This is a genomic window from Micromonospora eburnea (assembly GCF_900090225.1).
In the GTDB taxonomy this organism is placed as follows: Bacteria; Actinomycetota; Actinomycetes; order Mycobacteriales; family Micromonosporaceae; genus Micromonospora; species Micromonospora eburnea.
Genome location: NZ_FMHY01000002.1, coordinates 6,320,275 through 6,337,098, shown reverse-complemented (window position 1 = coordinate 6,337,098; position 16,824 = coordinate 6,320,275). Strand labels below are relative to the sequence as shown.

At 70.7% G+C, this 16,824-nt stretch carries 13 protein-coding genes and 1 pseudogene; 8 read left to right on the top strand and 6 right to left on the bottom strand.

Translation table 11 applies throughout. The features are described 5' to 3' along the window. Positions 1 to 83: 83 nt before the first annotated feature. Positions 84 to 314, bottom strand: a pseudogene (locus GA0070604_RS27495) (hypothetical protein); the annotation flags it as partial. Continuing rightward, positions 311 to 2,179, bottom strand: a complete 1,869-nt coding sequence (locus tag GA0070604_RS27490) for a PspC domain-containing protein (RefSeq protein ID WP_091124920.1) — start codon at positions 2,177 to 2,179, stop codon at positions 311 to 313. The gene GA0070604_RS27490 and the pseudogene GA0070604_RS27495, both read right to left, overlap by 4 nt. Before the next feature lie 192 nt (positions 2,180 to 2,371). Here GA0070604_RS27490 and GA0070604_RS27485 point away from each other — a divergent pair, with 192 nt between their 5' ends. Beyond that, a complete protein-coding gene (locus tag GA0070604_RS27485) occupies positions 2,372 to 3,625 on the top strand; it encodes an ATP-binding protein (protein ID WP_091127455.1) in 1,254 nt (417 codons plus the stop codon). A 2-nt stretch (positions 3,626 to 3,627) separates the two neighbouring features. Beyond that, on the top strand, positions 3,628 to 4,308 hold the full coding sequence (locus GA0070604_RS27480) for a response regulator (RefSeq protein ID WP_091127454.1): 681 nt from the start codon (positions 3,628 to 3,630) through the stop codon (positions 4,306 to 4,308). A 36-nt stretch (positions 4,309 to 4,344) separates the two neighbouring features. Here the strand turns inward: GA0070604_RS27480 and GA0070604_RS27475 are convergent, their stop codons facing one another. After that, positions 4,345 to 5,079, bottom strand: a complete 735-nt coding sequence (locus GA0070604_RS27475) for a PIG-L deacetylase family protein (RefSeq protein ID WP_244162097.1) — start codon at positions 5,077 to 5,079, stop codon at positions 4,345 to 4,347. 430 nt (positions 5,080 to 5,509) lie between these two features. Between GA0070604_RS27475 and GA0070604_RS27470 the strand changes: the two genes are divergently transcribed. The 5 genes from GA0070604_RS27470 (at position 5,510) to GA0070604_RS27450 (ending at position 11,339) form a co-directional block, all read left to right on the top strand. Continuing rightward, entirely contained in the window at positions 5,510 to 7,156 is a 1,647-nt protein-coding gene (locus tag GA0070604_RS27470; protein WP_091124916.1) for a peptide ABC transporter substrate-binding protein, read from the top strand. A 146-nt stretch (positions 7,157 to 7,302) separates the two neighbouring features. Next, positions 7,303 to 8,229, top strand: a complete 927-nt coding sequence (locus tag GA0070604_RS27465; RefSeq protein ID WP_091124912.1) for an ABC transporter permease — start codon at positions 7,303 to 7,305, stop codon at positions 8,227 to 8,229. An 81-nt stretch (positions 8,230 to 8,310) separates the two neighbouring features. Continuing rightward, positions 8,311 to 9,279, top strand: coding sequence for an ABC transporter permease (locus GA0070604_RS27460; protein ID WP_091124909.1), 969 nt, complete (start codon positions 8,311 to 8,313; stop codon positions 9,277 to 9,279). A 25-nt stretch (positions 9,280 to 9,304) separates the two neighbouring features. Then, complete coding sequence (locus GA0070604_RS27455; RefSeq protein ID WP_091124905.1) at positions 9,305 to 10,333, top strand: ABC transporter ATP-binding protein; 1,029 nt, start codon at positions 9,305 to 9,307, stop codon at positions 10,331 to 10,333. Beyond that, a complete protein-coding gene (locus GA0070604_RS27450; protein WP_091124902.1) occupies positions 10,326 to 11,339 on the top strand; it encodes an ABC transporter ATP-binding protein in 1,014 nt (337 codons plus the stop codon). Before GA0070604_RS27455 ends, GA0070604_RS27450 begins: the two co-directional genes overlap by 8 nt. Before the next feature lie 107 nt (positions 11,340 to 11,446). Here GA0070604_RS27450 and GA0070604_RS27445 read toward each other — a convergent pair whose 3' ends face one another. Then, on the bottom strand, positions 11,447 to 11,800 hold the full coding sequence (locus GA0070604_RS27445) for a chorismate mutase (protein ID WP_091124898.1): 354 nt from the start codon (positions 11,798 to 11,800) through the stop codon (positions 11,447 to 11,449). A gap of 302 nt (positions 11,801 to 12,102) precedes the next feature. Here GA0070604_RS27445 and pcrA point away from each other — a divergent pair, with 302 nt between their 5' ends. Then, the gene (gene pcrA, locus GA0070604_RS27440) at positions 12,103 to 14,601 is read left to right on the top strand and encodes a DNA helicase PcrA (protein WP_091124894.1); all 2,499 of its coding nucleotides are present in this window, start codon (positions 12,103 to 12,105) and stop codon (positions 14,599 to 14,601) included. 260 nt (positions 14,602 to 14,861) lie between these two features. Here the strand turns inward: pcrA and GA0070604_RS27430 are convergent, their stop codons facing one another. Beyond that, positions 14,862 to 15,683: a M23 family metallopeptidase gene (locus tag GA0070604_RS27430; protein WP_091124887.1), complete on the bottom strand. Its 822-nt coding sequence runs from the start codon at positions 15,681 to 15,683 to the stop codon at positions 14,862 to 14,864. A gap of 250 nt (positions 15,684 to 15,933) precedes the next feature. Further along, a complete protein-coding gene (locus tag GA0070604_RS27425; RefSeq protein ID WP_091124883.1) occupies positions 15,934 to 16,647 on the bottom strand; it encodes a M23 family metallopeptidase in 714 nt (237 codons plus the stop codon). Positions 16,648 to 16,824 lie beyond the last annotated feature (177 nt).

Below are 16,824 nucleotides of genomic sequence, written 5' to 3'. Positions count from 1 at the left end.
CCGGCGGTCACCACGTCGGTGGCCCACTCGTCGGCCCCGGCGGCGGTCGCCCCGCTGGTCGGGGTGCCGCCCAGGTAGGGCGTGGCGACGGTGGACTCCGGCGCCCGGCGGGCGGCCTCGGCGTCGGTGTGCCGCCCCGACCGGAGCGCGCCGAGCAGGCTCAGCAGCCCGACGAGGATGAGCGCGCCGGCCAGGAACCAGCCGACCGGGGGCAGGGTGAGCCCGAGGATCCGGGCGAGCAGCCACCAGACGGAGAGGGCCAGGAAGACCAGCCCGAATGCGAACGACACGATGTCGGTGCGGTGGGCCTTCACCGGGTCACCTCCAGATCTCCGGCGTTCATGTGGATGAACAGCCGCAGGATGCCTCCGCCCCGGCCGTCCGGCCCGAGGTCGGTGGTCTCCCACTTGGGGCCGTTGAGCCCGCTGGCGCGCTTGCCGAAGACGGTGGCGTCCCCGGCGTTCACGTCGGTCACCGTGGTGACGTCGACCTTCGGCGGTACGACCACGCTCAGCGTGCCGAAGTTGACCTCCACAGTGATCTCCGTGTCCTTCCCGGCGAAGTCCACCGAGCGCAGGTCGAGCACCGCGTCCCCGAAGTTGCTCCGGTAGCGGACGGCCAGGGCCTGGTAGTCGACCGGTGCCCAGGTGACGTTGCCGTCGATCCCGCGTACCCGGTCGTAGGACTCGGCGACGGTGGCGATGCCGAGCGCGGTCGCGGCGACCAGGCCGAGCGAGATCAGCCAGCGGGCCCGGCCGAACCAGGTGCCCACCAGCAGGCCGAGCCCGATGGTGGCCAGCGCCGCGGCGAAGTACCCGGCCGCGCCGACCGCGAAGACGTCGAGCAGGTCGAGCACGGCCACCACGCCCAGCGCCAGGAAGATCAGTGAGAAGGTGATCGCGCCGAGCGCCGAACGCTCCTTCGGCCGCTTCGGTGGCCGCGCCGGCCGGGTGGGGGCCGGTGGCGCCGGCGGGTACGCCCCGGCGTACGGGCCGTGCGGCGCGAACGGCGGACGGTATCCGCCGGGCGGCAGTGGGGCGCCCACCGGCGACTGAGGCGGCACGGGCCCGGTCGGCCCGAGCGGGGTGCCCCCGGTCGTCGGCGTGCCCGGCCCGGTCGGCGTCTCGGTTCCCCAGGTCCCGGTGGTCCGGTCACCCAGGACCGCGGTCGATCCCGCGGCGTACCCGGTCGCCGGCCCCGGCTGTTCGACGGCAGTCGGTTCGGCGGGCATCCGGGCGGTCTGCTCCGCACCCGCTCCGGGGCCGTAACCGGCGGCCACGTGTTCGGGATCCGACCCGGCGGTGCGGTCGCCGGTCGCCGAGCCGGGGCCGCCCGGAGCCGTGCCGGCCCAGTCCCCGGCCGGTGGCACGGCGGGCACCGCGCCGGGCCAGGCCGGTTGGGGGGTGCTGCCCGGCGTCGACCAGGCCGGTTGGGCGCTGCCGCCGGTCGTCGGCCAGGCCGGTGGCCCCGAGGGCTGGGTCCGGGCCGGTTGGGCGGGGCCGCCGGCGTACGGGCCGGCCCAGCCCGTCGGTCCGGCCGTGCCCGCCGACGCTCCGGCGCCGGGCGCGGTGGGACCGGACGCCGGCCAGCCCGCCGTCGGCGGCACCGGGCCGGACGCGGCCTGCTCCGACGGGTCGCGCGGTTGGCGGTTGAGCAGCAGCGCGCCGCCGATGAGGATCAGCGCGCCGAGCAGCACCGCCCGGAGGGCGTTGGTGACGATGTAGCCGAAGCCGACCGCGACCACGATGCTGAGCACGATCACAGTGACCGGGGACATGCTCGACCGGCCCCGGCCGAGCATCGACTCCACCGGGGAGGCGGTGTCCCCCTCGCTGGGGATGAGCAGCCAGGCGGTGACGTAGACCAGGATGCCGACGCCCCCGAAGAAGCCCAGCACGGCGAGGATCACCCGCCACAGGACCGGGTCGGTGTTGGTGGCCCGGCCGATGGCGGCGCAGACGCCGGCCAGGTAGCGGCCGTCGCGCGGGCGGACCAGCCCGTACCGGGAGGTGAAGCCGCCGGGCGGTGGGGCGTACCCGGGGGGCGGTGGCCCGAACGGCGCGGAGCCGGCGGCCGGCCCGCCCGGTGGCGGCCCGGCGGAGCCGGCCGGTGGGGGTGGCGGTGGCCCGTCCGGTGGCAGCGCCCCGGGCTGGGGCGGACGGGCAGCTTCCTCGGTCATACCTCTGATCCTGCTGCGCGCTCCGCCTGAACGTCCTCCGGACCCGACCCTGACGCCACCCTGAGATCTCGGGGCCCCGAATGTCGGGGGCGTCCCGATGGTCGCCGGCGGCCCGGCCGTGTGACGATCGAATCGGCGCCGGCGCAGGCCGGCCCATCGTCACGACCGCCCGCCCGACCCCGGGAGTCTCCGATCAGCAGCACCGCGACCCCACATTCCCCGCGGCTCTACCGGGCCACCGAGCACCGGCTGGCCGCCGGGGTGGCCGCCGGCATCGCCGAGCACCTCGGCATCTCGGTGCTCCGTGTCCGGATCGCCTTCATGGTGCTGCTCGGGCTGAACGGTCTCGGGCTGCTGTTGTACGCCGCCTTCTGGGCGGTCGTCCCGCCCCGCCCGGGAGACACCGCCGTCCCGCCCCGCCGCGACCTCGCCCAGCTCCTGCCCTTCGTGGCGATCGGGCTGGGCGTGCTGCTGGTCCAGATGATGGCCTTCCACTCGGTCGGCGCCGCCGGCACCGCCGGCTGGCTGGTCGCGATCATCGCGGTCGGCGCCGGCGTGATCTGGCACCAGTCCGCGCCCGAGCGTCGCCAGCAGTGGAGTGGGTCGATGGCGGTGCCCTGGCTCGGCGCGGTGGTGGAGGAGAGCGACCGGCGCGCCTTCGTGCTCCGCTTCGTCGGTGGCGGGGTGCTCGTCGCGGTCGGCATCATCGGCGTGGCCGCGGTCTACTCGCCGGCGCAGAACTTCGACGCGGTGCTCAACGGTGTGATCTTCGCGGTGGTCGGGCTGGCCGGGGTCGGCGTCGTGACGGGGCCGGTGCTCTGGCGTACCTGGAACCAACTGCGTTCGGAGCGCGAGGGGCGGATCCGCGAGCAGGAACGCGCCGAGCTGGCCGCGATGGTGCACGACCAGGTGCTGCACACCCTCGCCCTGATCCAGCGCAACGCCAGCGACGTCAAGACCGTGCAGCGGCTGGCCCGCGGCCAGGAACGGTCGCTGCGGAACTGGCTCTACAAGCCGACCGCCTCGCCGACGGAGCGTTTCGCCGCCGCTCTGGAGCAGGCCGCCGCCGAGGTGGAGGACACCTTCGCCATCACCGTGGAAGCGGTGGTGGTGGGCGACCGCGAGACCGACGAGCGGGTGGGCGCGCTCGTCGCCGCGGCCCGGGAGGCGTTGGTCAACGCGGCCCGGCACGCCGGGGTCAGCACGGTGTCGCTCTACGCCGAGGTGGAGCCGGATCAGGTCAGCGCCTTCGTACGGGACCGGGGTAAGGGCTTCGATCCGGATACGGTGGAGGATCACCGGCACGGCGTCCGGGGCTCGATCATCGGGCGGATGAAGCGGCACGGCGGCCGGGCGGAGATCCGGTCCGGGCCGGGGGAGGGGACCGAGGTCCGACTGATCCTGCCGATCAGCGGCTCCGGCTCCACGGCGGAAAGGGACAGGTGACCATGGTCGAGCAGGGACCGGTCGAGGCGGCGGCGCCCCGGGACGGGCGGCTGCGGGTGTTTCTCGTCGACGACCACGCCATGTTCCGGGCCGGCGTACGCGCCGAGCTCGGCGGGCACGTCGAGGTGGTGGGCGAGGCCAGCACGGTGGCCGAGGCGGTCAGCCGGATCACGGCGACCCAGCCCGACGTGGTGCTGCTCGACGTGCACATGCCGGACGGCGGTGGCCGGGCGGTGCTGGAGGCGATGCGGCGTACCCACCCGCAGGTGCGGTTCCTGGCGTTGAGCGTCTCCGACGCGGCCGAGGACGTGATCGGGTTGATCCGGGCCGGAGCCCGGGGCTACGTCACCAAGACCATCTCGCCGGACGAGCTGACCGACGCCATCCGCCGGGTGGCCGAGGGGGACGCGGTGTTCAGTCCCCGGCTGGCCGGGTTCGTGCTCGACGCGTTCGCGGCCCGGCCGGACGCGCCGGTCGCCGATCCGGAGCTGGACCAGCTCACCAACCGGGAGCGCGAGGTGCTCCGGCTGCTGGCCAGGGGGTACGCGTACAAGGAGATCGCCAAGGAGCTGTACATCTCGATCAAGACGGTCGAGACGCACGTCTCCAACGTGCTGCGCAAGCTCCAGATGTCCAACCGGTACGAGCTGTCCCGCTGGGCGGCCGACCGCCGGCTGGTCTGACGGGCACCGGCCCGCCCGCCGGGTGGACCGCTCCGATCACTCGGTACGCAGCACGGTGAACGCCTCGGCCAGCCGGCCGGCGGGGAGCCCGGCGTCGCCGGCGATCCGGCTGAGCAGGTCGTGTACCCACGTCGCCACGTCCAGCTGCGCGGTCTGTGAGTGGTGCGCCCGCATCGCGGCGATCTTCCGGTCGACCCGGTCGGTCACGTCGACGGCGTGGTCCGGCGCGGGGCCGCCCGCGTACCAGATCTCCCGGACCACCCAGGGCTCGAGCCCTTCGGCGAGCAGCTCGGGGAAGGCGAACCGGTTGCGCGAGTCGGGGTAGACCGCGCAGGTGGTGGCCTCGCCGACGGCCAGGTGGTCGGGGTGGCTCGGGCCGGTGATGAGTTCCCAGCGGCGTAGCGGGGAACTGGTGAGCACCCGGTCCGGCCGGAACCGGCGGATCGCGGCGGTGATGTCGCGGCGCAGCTCCGGGCCGGGGGTGAGCAGGCCGTCGGGGTACCCGTCGAGGAAGTCGACCCGGTGTACGCCGACCGCGGCGGCCGCCGCCCGCTGCTCCGCCTCGCGCAGGGCGGGTATCTCCTCACGCGGAGTGTCGTCGAGCCCGCCGGACTCCCCCCGGGTCACGATCAGGTACGCCACCTCGATACCCTCGTCCAGCCAGCGGGCAATGGTGCCCGCACAGCCGAAGTCGACATCGTCCGGATGGGCAAATACGGCCAGCGTCCGGCGGATGTCGGGGAGCGCCGGAGCGGAGGCGGGGAAGCTCACAGCCACCGAGCCTACGCGGGGGTCCGGCTCGACGTGACCATGTCTTACCTGTTCAGAGCGGTATGACCGGCACGTTTCATGATCTTTTCTCAAGTATCGGCAACGTGGCGGCCAACTAACGGCTTGATAACGGCACCTTCACGGAACGGGCCGGTGGGTGTCACAGTGGCAGCACCTCACCCTCGGTGTGGGCACCTCGTCGGGTCCGCCGATCACGCGATGTCGTTTTCTTGTGACGTTGGGTGGTTGTCGGCCCTGTGTGGTGCTCTCGCCTGGGTGTGGTGCCCGGCGGATCGGTACCCCTGGGGTGTCCCGATTTCCTCTGCGGTAAGCCGGCGACCTGTGGTTCGGGTCGGCGGTTGGTGTCACCCCCCAAAGACGTGCGTGAAGTTCACGACGGAACCAGGTTAGAAAGAGGAGGCCCCTCGGAATGAGAGTCTCGAAGCGGGCGAGCGGCGCGCTCGCGGTGGGTGCGGCGTTCGCGCTCGTCGCGTCCGGCTGCTCGAACGACAACAGTGGTGGCAGCGACGACGCCAGCGCCAGCAAGGACGGCGCGATCACCATTGAGGGCACCCAGCCGGAGCGCCCCCTGGTTCCGGCGGACACCACCGAGACCGGTGGCGGCGCGATCATCGACTACCTGTGGACCGGTCTGGTCGAGTACCCCAACAACGGTGGTGCCCCCCAGAACGCGGTTGCCGAGTCGATCGAGACCAAGGACTCCAAGGTCTTCACGATCAAGCTCAAGCAGAACACCAAGTTCCACGACGGCACCCCCGTCAAGGCCGAGAACTTCGTCAAGGCCTGGAACTGGGCGGCGTACGGCCCGAACGGCGCGCAGAACGCCAGCTTCTTCGCCGACATCCAGGGCTTCGACGAGGTCTACACCGAGGACCCGGACGGCCCGGACGGCCCGAAGAAGGCCCCGGAGCCCAAGGCCAAGGAGATGTCCGGCCTCAAGGTCATCGACGATTGGACCTTCGAGGCCACCCTCGCCGCGCCGACCGCGGTGTGGCCGACCAAGCTGGGCTACAGCGCCTTCGTGCCGCTGCCGGACGCCTTCTTCACGCAGAAGCCGGAGGAGTTCGGCAAGAAGCCGATCGGTAACGGCCCGGTCAAGTTTGTCTCGTGGCAGGACGACATCGAGATCAAGCTGACCCGCTTCGACGACTACAGCCTGCGCGACCGGATGAAGATCAAGGACGTCACCGTCAAGATCTTCCAGGAGGACACGGCCGCGTACGCCGAGCTGGTCTCCGGCACCATCGACTTCATGCAGCAGGTCCCGGTCTCGTCCCTGGCCGGCGACAAGTGGAAGGCCGACCTGGGCGACCGGGCCATCGCCTCCATCACCCCGTCGACGGGCATCATCGCCTTCCCGATCTACGACAAGCGCTTCCAGGACCCGAAGCTGCGTCGGGCGGTCTCGCTGTCGATCGACCGGAAGGCGATCACCGACAAGATCTTCTTCGGTAACCGCACGCCGGCCGACAGCTGGGCCAACCCGCTGACCCCGGGCGCCGAGCCGGGCAACTGCACCGCCTGCCAGTACAACCCGGACGAGGCCAAGAAGCTCTTCGCGGAGTCCAGCGGCTTCACCGGCAAGATGCAGCTGTTCTACAACGGTGACGCCAGCCACAAGGAGTGGATGGAGGCCGTGGCCCAGCAGATCAAGACCACCCTGAACATCGACGCTGTCGCCACCCCCATGCCGACCTTCGCGGTCTTCCGGCAGAACATCAACGCCCACAAGATGACCGGTCCCTACCGTGCGGGTTGGCAGCAGGACTACCCGGACGTGGAGAACTGGATCATGCCGCTCTACGTGACCGGTGGCTCCTCGAACGACGGTCTGTACAGCAACCCGGAGGTCGACGCCCTGGCCAAGGAGGCCCTCGCGGCCCCCAGCCTCGACGAGTCGCACAAGAAGTTCGCCGAGGCGGTCAAGAAGATCGACCAGGACGTTCCGTCCATTCCGGTCTACTTCCAGGGCCAGCAGTCCGGCCACTCGGAGAAGATCAAGAAGATGGAACTGACCAACGTCGGCGAGATCGACATCACCTCGGTCGAGCTCTGATCCGAACGGTCTGACCCCGGGTCGGGCTCGCCTACCGGTGAGCCCGACCCGGGGCCGTTCCGCGAGGGGGTGTACAACAAACCCCTCGCACGTTGTCGCCACCGTGTCGGCCGAACCGACGCGCCCCCTGTCTGGAGGACCACCCCATGGGCCGTTATCTCTTGAGACGGCTGCTGCAACTCGTGCCGGTGTTCATCGGCACGACATTCCTGATCTACTGGCTCGTCTGGTCGGTTCCCGGCGATCCCTTCGCCGGCAAGTGCGGCGATCGGGCCTGCCCGGACAACTTCCGCGCGGTCATGACCGCCAAGTACCACCTCGACGACTCGATCTTGGTGCAGTATGCCAGCTACATGAAGAACCTGTTCCAGGGTGACTTCGGCATCACCTTCGGTGGTCGGCCGATCAGCGACATCATCATGACGTCGTACCCCAACACCCTGAAGTTGGCGGTGGTCGCGCTCGCCATCGAGGCCATCATCGGTCTCGGCGCGGGCGTGCTGACCGGTCTCCGGCGCAACGGCTTCCTGGACAACCTGGTCCTGGTCTCCACCCTCTTCCTGATCGCGCTGCCGGTCTTCGTCATCGGTTTCGTGCTCCAGTGGTTCTTCGGCGTCAAGTGGGGCATCGTCACGCCCACCGTCTCCTCCGAGATGCGGATCAGCGAGCTGATCCTGCCCGGCTTCGTGCTCGGTAGCGCCTCGATGGCGTACATCGCCCGGCTGGCGCGCACCAGCATCGCGGAGAACCGGCGCGCCGACTACGTCCGCACCGCCATCGCCAAGGGCCTGCCCATGCGTCGGGTGGTGGGCGTGCACCTGCTGCGCAACTCGCTCATCCCGGTCATCACCCTGCTCGGCACCGACCTCGGCGCCCTGATGAGTGGCGCGATCATCACCGAGGGCATCTTCGGCATCAACGGCATCGGCCGCCAGGTCCTCCGCTCGATCGTCACCAAGGAAAGCGCTACCGTTGTCGGCATCGTGGTGGTCCTGGTGGTCGTCTATCTCGTGATGAACCTGCTGGTAGACCTGCTCTACGCCGCCCTGGACCCGAGGATTCGCTATGAGTGAGCGCCGCGAACACAGCGAACCGATCATCAAGGCAATGCGCGTGGGCACTCAGGCCCGCGCCGAGCGAAGCGAGGTGTGGGCATGAGCGACCCGAGTGCCGCATCGCTGGTCAGCACCCCCCGCGTCGAGGCGCCTGCCGAGGGTGGCGCGCCGACCAACGTCGCCCCCGGGAAGCAGCAGCGGCCGCGCGGCCTCCTTGGCGACGCCTGGCTCGACCTGCGCCGGAAGCCGCTGTTCTGGATCTCCGCCGCGTTCATCGTGTTCTTCGTGGCGATGGCCGCGTTCCCGTCGCTCTTCACCTCCGGCGACGCGGTGAACGGCGACCTGTCCCGCAGCCTGGTGAAGCCGTCGTCGGACGCCTGGTTCGGCTATGACGTGCAGGGCCGGGACGTGTTCGCCCGGACGATCTACGGTGCCCGCGCCTCGATCGTGGTGGCGCTGCTCTCCGTGATCGGCACCCTGCTGATCGGCGGCGCCATGGGCATGATCGCCGGTTACCGCGGCGGCTGGGTGGACGCGGTGCTCTCCCGCATCGCGGACATCTTCTTCGGCCTGCCCTTCGTGCTCGGCTCGATCGTCATCCTGACCACCTTCAACGGTTCGGGCACTGACAACAACGAGTGGACGATCATGGGCCTGGTGATCATGTCGCTGACCGTGCTGAGCTGGCCGGTCGTGATGCGACTGATGCGCTCCGCGGTGCTGGCCACCAAGGAGGCCGACTACATCGTCGCGGCTCGGGCGCTGGGCGCCGGCACGGGCCGGATCATCTTCAAGCACCTGCTGCCCAACTGCCTCGCGCCGATCCTGGTGTACGGGACGATCATGGTCGGCTCCTTCATCGGCACCGAGGCCACGCTCTCCTTCCTGGGCATCGGCCTGAAGAGCCCGGTGGTGTCCTGGGGCATCATGATCAGCGAGGCGCAGAACCTGATCCGGGTCGCGCCGTACCTGCTGTTCTTCCCCTCCGCGTTCCTCGTCACCGCCGTGCTGAGCTTCGTCATGCTCGGCGAGACGGTCCGCGAGGCCCTCGACCCGAAGCTCCGATAGGGGAACTGAGTTGTCCGACATTCTCGTGTCCGAGCAGTCCGCGCCGGGCGCTGACGGATCCGGCCGCCCCTCGGGCCGGCTGCTGGAGGTCGACGACCTGCGGGTGGAGTTCCGTACCCGGGACGGCGTCGCCAAGGTCATCAACGGGGTGACGTACCACGTCGACGCGGGGGAGACCCTCGCCGTGCTCGGCGAGTCCGGCTCCGGCAAGAGCGTCACCGCGCAGACGATCATGGGCATCCTCGACACCCCGCCCGGCTTCGTCACCGGCGGCCAGGTCCGCTTCCACGGCAAGGACATGCTCAAGATGTCCGCCGAGCAGCGGCGGCGGATCCGGGGCGAAGGCATCGCCATGATCTTCCAGGACTCGCTCTCCGCCCTCAACCCGGTTTTCACCGTCGGTTTCCAGATCGCCGAGCAGTTCCGCATCCGTCGCGGCATGAGCCGCTCGGACGCCAAGAAGCGCGCGATCGAGATGCTCGACCAGGTGAAGATCCCGAACGCCAAGGGCCGGTACAGCAACTACCCGCACCAGTTCTCGGGTGGTATGCGGCAGCGCGCCATGATCGCGATGTCGCTGGCGCTGGACCCCGAGGTGCTGATCGCCGACGAGCCGACCACCGCGCTGGACGTGACCGTGCAGGCCCAGATCATGGACCTGCTCGGCGAACTCCAGCGGGAGCGGCGGATGGGCATGATCCTGATCACCCACGACCTCGGCGTGGTCGCCGACGTCGCGGACCGGATCGCGGTCATGTACGCCGGCCGGATCGTCGAGGAAGCCGATGTGTACGACCTGTACGCCAAGCCGGCGCACCCGTACACCCTCGGCCTGCTCAACTCGATCCCGCGGATGGACGAGAAGGGGCAGGAGCTCCGTACCATCAAGGGCCTTCCGCCGAACCTGATGAACATCCCGTCGGGCTGCGCGTTCAACCCCCGATGCCCGATGGCGCAGCCGGTGTGCCGGGAGAAGCTGCCCGCGCTGCTGCAGCTGGGCCGCGGCAGGGCCAGCGCCTGCCACTTCGCCGAGGAGCTCGTGAACCGTGACTGAGAACATCATCGAGGTCCGTGACCTGGTCAAGCACTACCCGGTCACCCGGGGCGTCGTGTTCAAGAAGACCATCGGTCACGTCAAGGCGGTCGACGGCGTCTCCTTCGACCTGAAGGCCGGCGAGACCCTGGGCGTGGTGGGCGAGTCCGGTTGCGGCAAGTCGACGCTGGCCCGGGTTCTGATGAACCTGGAGCGGCCGACCGCCGGCCAGGTGATCTACAAGGGGCAGGACATCTCCAAGCTCTCCGGTGGGGCGCTGCGGCGCCTGCGCCGGCAGATCCAGCTGGTGATGCAGGACCCGTACACCTCGCTCAACCCGCGCATGACGGTCGGTGACCTGATCGGTGAGCCGTTCGAGATCCACCCCGAGGTGGCTCCGAAGGGATCCCGCCGGAGCAAGGTCAAGGAGCTGCTCGACCTGGTCGGCCTGAACCCGGAGCACATCAACCGGTACCCGCACCAGTTCTCCGGCGGCCAGCGGCAGCGCATCGGCATCGCCCGGGCGCTCGCCCTGCGGCCCGAGATCATCGTCTGCGACGAGCCGGTGTCGGCCCTGGACGTGTCCATCCAGGCGCAGGTGATGAACCTGCTGGAGAAGCTCCAGAACGAGTTCGGTCTGTCGTACGTCTTCATCGCGCACGACCTGTCGGTCGTGCGGCACCTCTCCGACCGGGTCGCGGTGATGTACCTCGGCAAGATCGCGGAGATCGGCACCGAGGACGAGATCTACGAGCGGCCGACGCACCCGTACACGCAGGCGCTGCTCTCGGCGGTGCCGGTGCCGGACCCGACGGTGCGGGAGAGCAAGGCGATCATCCGGCTTACCGGTGACGTCCCCTCCCCGGTGAGCCCGCCCTCGGGCTGCCGGTTCCGCACCCGGTGCTGGAAGGCGCAGGACGTGTGCGCCCAGGAGGTGCCGCTGCTCCAGATCCGCCGGGGCTCGGACCACCCGAGCGCCTGCCACTTCGCCGAGCAGCGGGAGATCGTGGCCACCCACGAGGCGTGATCCCCCCGAACCGCCTGCCGAAGTCAGCCCGACGCCGGCAGGCGGTTCGTCGTATCCGGGCCCGGCCGGCCCGCCCGGCCGCAGCCCGGTCGCCCCGGCGGCTCGCCTCACAGGGGTCCGCGGCCGGCACGCAGTAGCAGCAGCGCGAGCTGGGTGCCGTCCGCGCCGAGCGCCTGACGGAACCGCTCCAGGATCTCCCGCTCCCGGGAGAGCACGAGCCGGGTCCCGCCGGCGGCCATCCGGGTGGCTCCGACCTCCTGGGACAGGGCGGCGCGTTCCTGCCAGAGCGCGACGATGGTGCGGTCGATCTCGTCGATCCGCTCCCGGATGGCCACGATCCGCTCGGCCGCGGCCGAGTCGTCGGTGCCGGTCCGGGCCGTCGCGGCCCCGGTCGGGTCTGTCTCGTTCGGCTGGTCGTGCCGCGCCAGGCTACCGCTGGACTCCACCACGTCAGTCATCATCGTCGTACCCTTCGGGTCTCGGGCCCCGCTGCCCGGATCCCGGGACGAAAAAGCCCCGGGCTCCAGGAGCCCGGGGCTTTCGCAGGTCTGTTGATCAGGCGCGACCTACGGCTGCCGGACTCCCGGTGCCGTAGTAAAAGTAGAAGCGCTGACCGAACACGCCGTCGAGTATGCCGACCGGCGGGCGGGGCGCGCAAGGAATCCCGCCAACGGGTGGGCGGTGACACCTCGATGACGGCTTCGTCTCGTCCCGCCCGGCGCGGACCGGAAGTGTCCGGCCGGCGGCATAGACTCGCCGTGCGATGCATCCTCTCTTCGACATTCCCGCGTCCCCGCCCGCGCCGGATTCCTCCCGGCCGACCTCGCCGCACCGGCCCGGAGGCGACAACTCCGGCCCGGCGGGCGGCCATGATCCGGCCACCGCACCCTCGGCCGGCGACGGCTCCAGCTCGGCGCGTCTGTCGTCGCGCGGCAACCTGGAGCCGTCGGCCCGGTCGGTCCCGCAGGACCTCCTCGCCGGGCTGAACGGCCCGCAGCGGGACGCGGTCACCCACGCCGGTTCCCCCCTGCTGATCGTGGCCGGCGCCGGCTCCGGCAAGACCCGGGTGCTGACCAACCGGATCGCGTACCTGCTCGGCGCGCGGGGGGTGCACCCGGGCGAGATCATCGCGATCACGTTCACCAACAAGGCCGCCGGTGAGATGAAGGACCGGGTGGCCGCGCTGGTCGGCCCGCGTGCCCGGCTGATGTGGGTGTCGACCTTCCACTCGGCCTGCGTCCGGATCCTGCGCGCCGAGCACGAGCACGCCGGCCTGAAGTCCACCTTCTCGATCTACGACGCGGACGACTCCCGGCGGCTGATGCAACTGGTCGCCCGGGAGCTGGACCTCGATCCAAAGCGCTACCCGGCGCGCGGGCTGGCGGCCCAGGTCTCCAACCTGAAGAACGAACTGGTCGATCCGGAGGAGTTCGCGACCCGGGCCAAGGGCCCCAACGAGCGGGCCCTGTCGGAGGCCTACACGCTCTACCAACGGCGGCTGCGCGAGGCGCACGCCCTGGACTTCGACGACCTGATCATGGCGACGGTGCACCTGCTCCAGTCGCACCCGCACGTCGCGGAGAGCTACCGACGCCGGTTCCGGCACGTCCTCGTCGACGAGTACCAGGACACCAACCACGCCCAGTACGTGCTGATCAAGGAGCTGGTCTCCGGCACCGAGGGGGTCGAGCCGGCGGAGCTGTGCGTGGTCGGCGACGCCGACCAGTCGATCTACGCGTTCCGGGGCGCGACCATCCGCAACATCCTGGAGTTCGAGCGCGACTTCACCGACGCCCGGACGATCCTGCTGGAGCAGAACTACCGCTCCACCCAGACCATCCTCAACGCCGCCAACGCGGTGATCGACCGGAACACCTCCCGCAAGCCCAAGCGGCTCTGGAGCGACGCCGGGGCCGGCGAGCAGATCGTCGGCTACGTGGCCGACACCGAACACGCCGAGGCGGACTGGGTGGCCCGGGAGATCGACCGGCTGGTCGACGCCGGTGACACCCGCCCGGGTGACGTGGCCGTCTTCTACCGCACCAACGCCATGTCCCGGGTCTTCGAGGAGGTGTTCATCCGGGTCGGCCTGCCGTACAAGGTGGTCGGCGGGGTGCGCTTCTACGAGCGCAAGGAGGTCCGCGACGCGCTGGCCTACCTGCGCGCGGTGGTCAACGACGACGACACGGTCAGCCTGCGTCGGATCCTCAACACCCCCCGCCGGGGCATCGGTGAGCGGGCCGAGGCGTGCGTGGAGGCGCTGGCCAGCCGCGACCGGATCTCCTTCGGCGCGGCGCTGCGGCGGGCCAAGGACGCGCCCGGGATCTCGACCCGGGCGGCCAACGGGATCGCCGAGTTCGTCGCCCTCCTCGACTCCGCGCGCGAGCTGGCCGTGACCGGCACTCCCGAGGAGGTGTTGGAGGCGCTGCTGACCCGCTCGGGCTACCTCACCGAGCTGGAGGAGAGCCTGGACCCGCAGGACGCCGGCCGGGTGGACAACCTCCAGGAGCTGGTCAGCGTCGCCCGCGAGTACACCGAGCGGATCGAGGCGCTGGGCGAGGAGGGGGAGCGGGCCACCGTGGCCGGCTTCCTGGAGCAGGTCGCGCTGGTCGCCGACGCCGACCAGGTCCCCAGCGACGACCCCGACCACCAGGGCGTGGTCACCCTGATGACGCTGCACACGGCCAAGGGCCTGGAGTTCCCGGTGGTCTTCCTGAGCGGCCTGGAGGACGGCGTCTTCCCGCACCTGCGCTCGCTGGGCGACAACCGCGAGCTGGAGGAGGAGCGGCGGCTGGCGTACGTGGGGATCACCCGGGCCCGGCAGCGCCTCTACCTGTCCCGGGCGGTCACCCGGTCGGCCTGGGGGCAGCCGGCGTACAACCCACCCTCGCGATTCCTGGAGGAGCTGCCACCGGCGCTGGTCCGCTGGGAGCGCACCGAGGGCTCGTACACCTCGTGGGCCGGCGGCGGCGGGGGCGTCGGCGGCCGCGCGGACCGCGCGCCCGGCGGCTTCACCGGGGGTACGCCCAAGGCGACCCAGCTGGCGAGGCGGCTCGGGGTGGACGCCAGCCGGCTGTCCACCGCCAGCGAGCTGAAGCAGGCGCCGAAGGTGTCGGTGGGGGACCGGGTGAACCACCAGCGCTACGGCCTCGGCCGGGTGCTGGCGGTGGAGGGGCACGGCCCCGGCGCCCGGGCGCAGATCGACTTCGGTGACCAGACCCTGTGGCTGGTGCTCCGGCACGCCCCGATCGACAAGCTCTGAACGGCCTCGTGCGGCGAGCCTCGGCCGGCGGTGCGCCGGGCCGGGGCTCGCTACCCGCTCTCATCCGCCGGGCCGGATGAGCCCGGTCTCGTAGGCGGTGATCACCAACTGGACCCGGTCGCGCACACCGAGCTTCGCGATCGCCCGGGTGACGTGGGTCTTGACCGTCGCGGGTGCTTGCGGGGGTTGCGCCCAGGCCCGGTGCGATCGACCGGAGCCACGCAGGTAAGGGGTGCGTCGGGCGGATGGCCAGAAGGTGGTCAGCAGGCCACGCCGATGCCCCGGGCGCGCAGGAACGGCGCGGGGTCGATCTGGTTCCACATCGCGCCCTGGTGCACCTCGAAGTGCAGGTGCGGGCCGGTGGAGTCGCCGGTGGAGCCCTCGTAGCCGATGACCTGACCGGCGGTCACCTTGTCGCCGACGCCGACGATCAGGCGGCTCTGGTGCGCGTAGTGGGTCAGGTAGCCGTTGTGGTGGTCGATGAAGACCGAGTTGCCGTACCCGTCGCCTGCATCACCAGCCTTGACCACGGTGCCCGCCGCGGCGGCGTGGATCGGCGTGCCGCTGGGCATCGCGAAGTCGATGCCGGCGTGCAGGGTGCCCCACCGCGGCCCGTAGCAGGAGGTGATCTCCGCACCGGCCATCGGGATGACCCACGCGGGCTTCGGCGCGGCGGTCTTCTTGGGCGTCGGCTTGGTGGTGGCGGTCTTCGTCGGCTTCGGCTTCGGGCTCGCCGTGGTCGGGCTCGGCGACGGGCTGGTCGGGCTCGGCGACGGAGTGGCCGGGGTGGCGGACGGGGTGACCGGGGCGGTCGACTCCCGGGCGGAGCGGTCAGCCCGGGCGGCGGCCTCGGCCCGGGCCCGGGCATCGAAGTCGACGGCGGCCGGGGTCGGCTCCTGCGTACGGCGGTCGGCTTCGGTGGTGACAACGACGCCACCGAGACCGAGACCGACCAGCGCGACCGCGCCGATGACGAGGTAGGTGCCACGCCGGCCCGTGCGCGTGCGCAGCCGGTGCCGGCCGGGGGTGTCCGGGGTGTTCTCGTTCTGGATGGAGCTGTCTTCCTGCACGGGGACCTTCATCAGTCGAGGGGCACGTGACCTCGAAATACTGGTGTCGGCCGGGGCCGTGACCGGTACCGGCTCCGGGGTGACCGGCTGCGGCGGTGTGACGGGCTGTCCGAGTTCGCCTCGTTCTGATCCCTTTGGCGGCAAAAAGGATCATGCTCGGCCGTGGTGCTGCTCACAGTTGCCGGTGTGATCCAGCAGACTTTGCCGCAACGAAAACCGCCCGGATCGACTGATCCGGGCGGTCGGTGGGCGGTGCACAGCGTCAGGACGCGGCTACCTCGCCGTAGATTGCCTCGATCTGGAGCTGAATGTCCACGTCGCGCTTCTTGAGCCACGGCACCGGGTCCAACGGCTTCCCGTTGACATGGACCTCCAGGTGCAGGTGCGAGCCGTAGGAGTGGCCGGTGTTCCCGACCAGGCCGAGCTGGTCGCCGGCCTGGACCTGCTGGCCCTCCTTGACGTTGAGCGCCGAGGAGTGGCCGTAGATCGCCTCGCTGCCATCCGCGTGCTGGACGATCACCGCGTAGCCGTAGCCGCCGAACCAGCCGGCCTTGGTGACCGTGCCAGCGTGGATCGCGACGTACGGGGTGCCTTCCGGGGCAACGAGGTCGATGCCGGTGTGCAGCTTGCCCCAGTGCATGCCATACGACGTCTTGAAGTCGTAGTTGTGCAGGGGGAGCAGCCAGACGTCCTGCTCCGCGGTGGCCTTGCCGTCCGTCCGGTCGGACCGGGAGGCGCGGTCGGCGCTGTCGCTCCGGGCCGCCGCGTCCTGGCTGGTGATCGACGCCTGCTTGAGCTCGTCCAGGACCGACGGGCTGACGCTCTTGGCGTCGGGGAGGGCGTTCGCGCCGAGGGCGACGATGCCGGCTCCCACGAAGGCGGTGGTGACGACCGCGGCGTAGCGGCTACGTGGAGGGGTGGGTACGCGGCGACGGCCGCGATATCTATCGGGCTCAGACGACAGGCGCTGGCGCACGCACACCCTCCGTTGTCGGGAATCCGATGCGAGCGCCGACCGTTCGGTGAAACTCCGTCGAACGTCCGGCGATCGCGTCGTCACCCGTCCGTGGACCTGATGACAACCGTGGACACGGTAGCCAACCGCCACACCTGTCACAAGCCAAAGCGCCGAATTGGCGTTTTGTTATGTCCA

Excerpts from the sequence above, each read along its gene's own strand:
- GA0070604_RS27490 (WP_091124920.1), bottom strand. The coding sequence starts at position 2,179 with ATGACCGAGGAAGCTGCCCGTCCGCCCCAGCCCGGGGCGCTGCCACCG.
- GA0070604_RS27480 (WP_091127454.1), top strand. The coding sequence starts at position 3,628 with ATGGTCGAGCAGGGACCGGTCGAGGCGGCGGCGCCCCGGGACGGGCGG.
- GA0070604_RS27470 (WP_091124916.1), top strand. The coding sequence starts at position 5,510 with ATGAGAGTCTCGAAGCGGGCGAGCGGCGCGCTCGCGGTGGGTGCGGCG.
- GA0070604_RS27465 (WP_091124912.1), top strand. The coding sequence starts at position 7,303 with ATGGGCCGTTATCTCTTGAGACGGCTGCTGCAACTCGTGCCGGTGTTC.
- GA0070604_RS27460 (WP_091124909.1), top strand. The coding sequence starts at position 8,311 with ATGAGCGACCCGAGTGCCGCATCGCTGGTCAGCACCCCCCGCGTCGAG.
- GA0070604_RS27445 (WP_091124898.1), bottom strand. The coding sequence starts at position 11,800 with ATGATGACTGACGTGGTGGAGTCCAGCGGTAGCCTGGCGCGGCACGAC.
- pcrA (WP_091124894.1), top strand. The coding sequence starts at position 12,103 with ATGCATCCTCTCTTCGACATTCCCGCGTCCCCGCCCGCGCCGGATTCC.
- GA0070604_RS27430 (WP_091124887.1), bottom strand. The coding sequence starts at position 15,683 with ATGAAGGTCCCCGTGCAGGAAGACAGCTCCATCCAGAACGAGAACACC.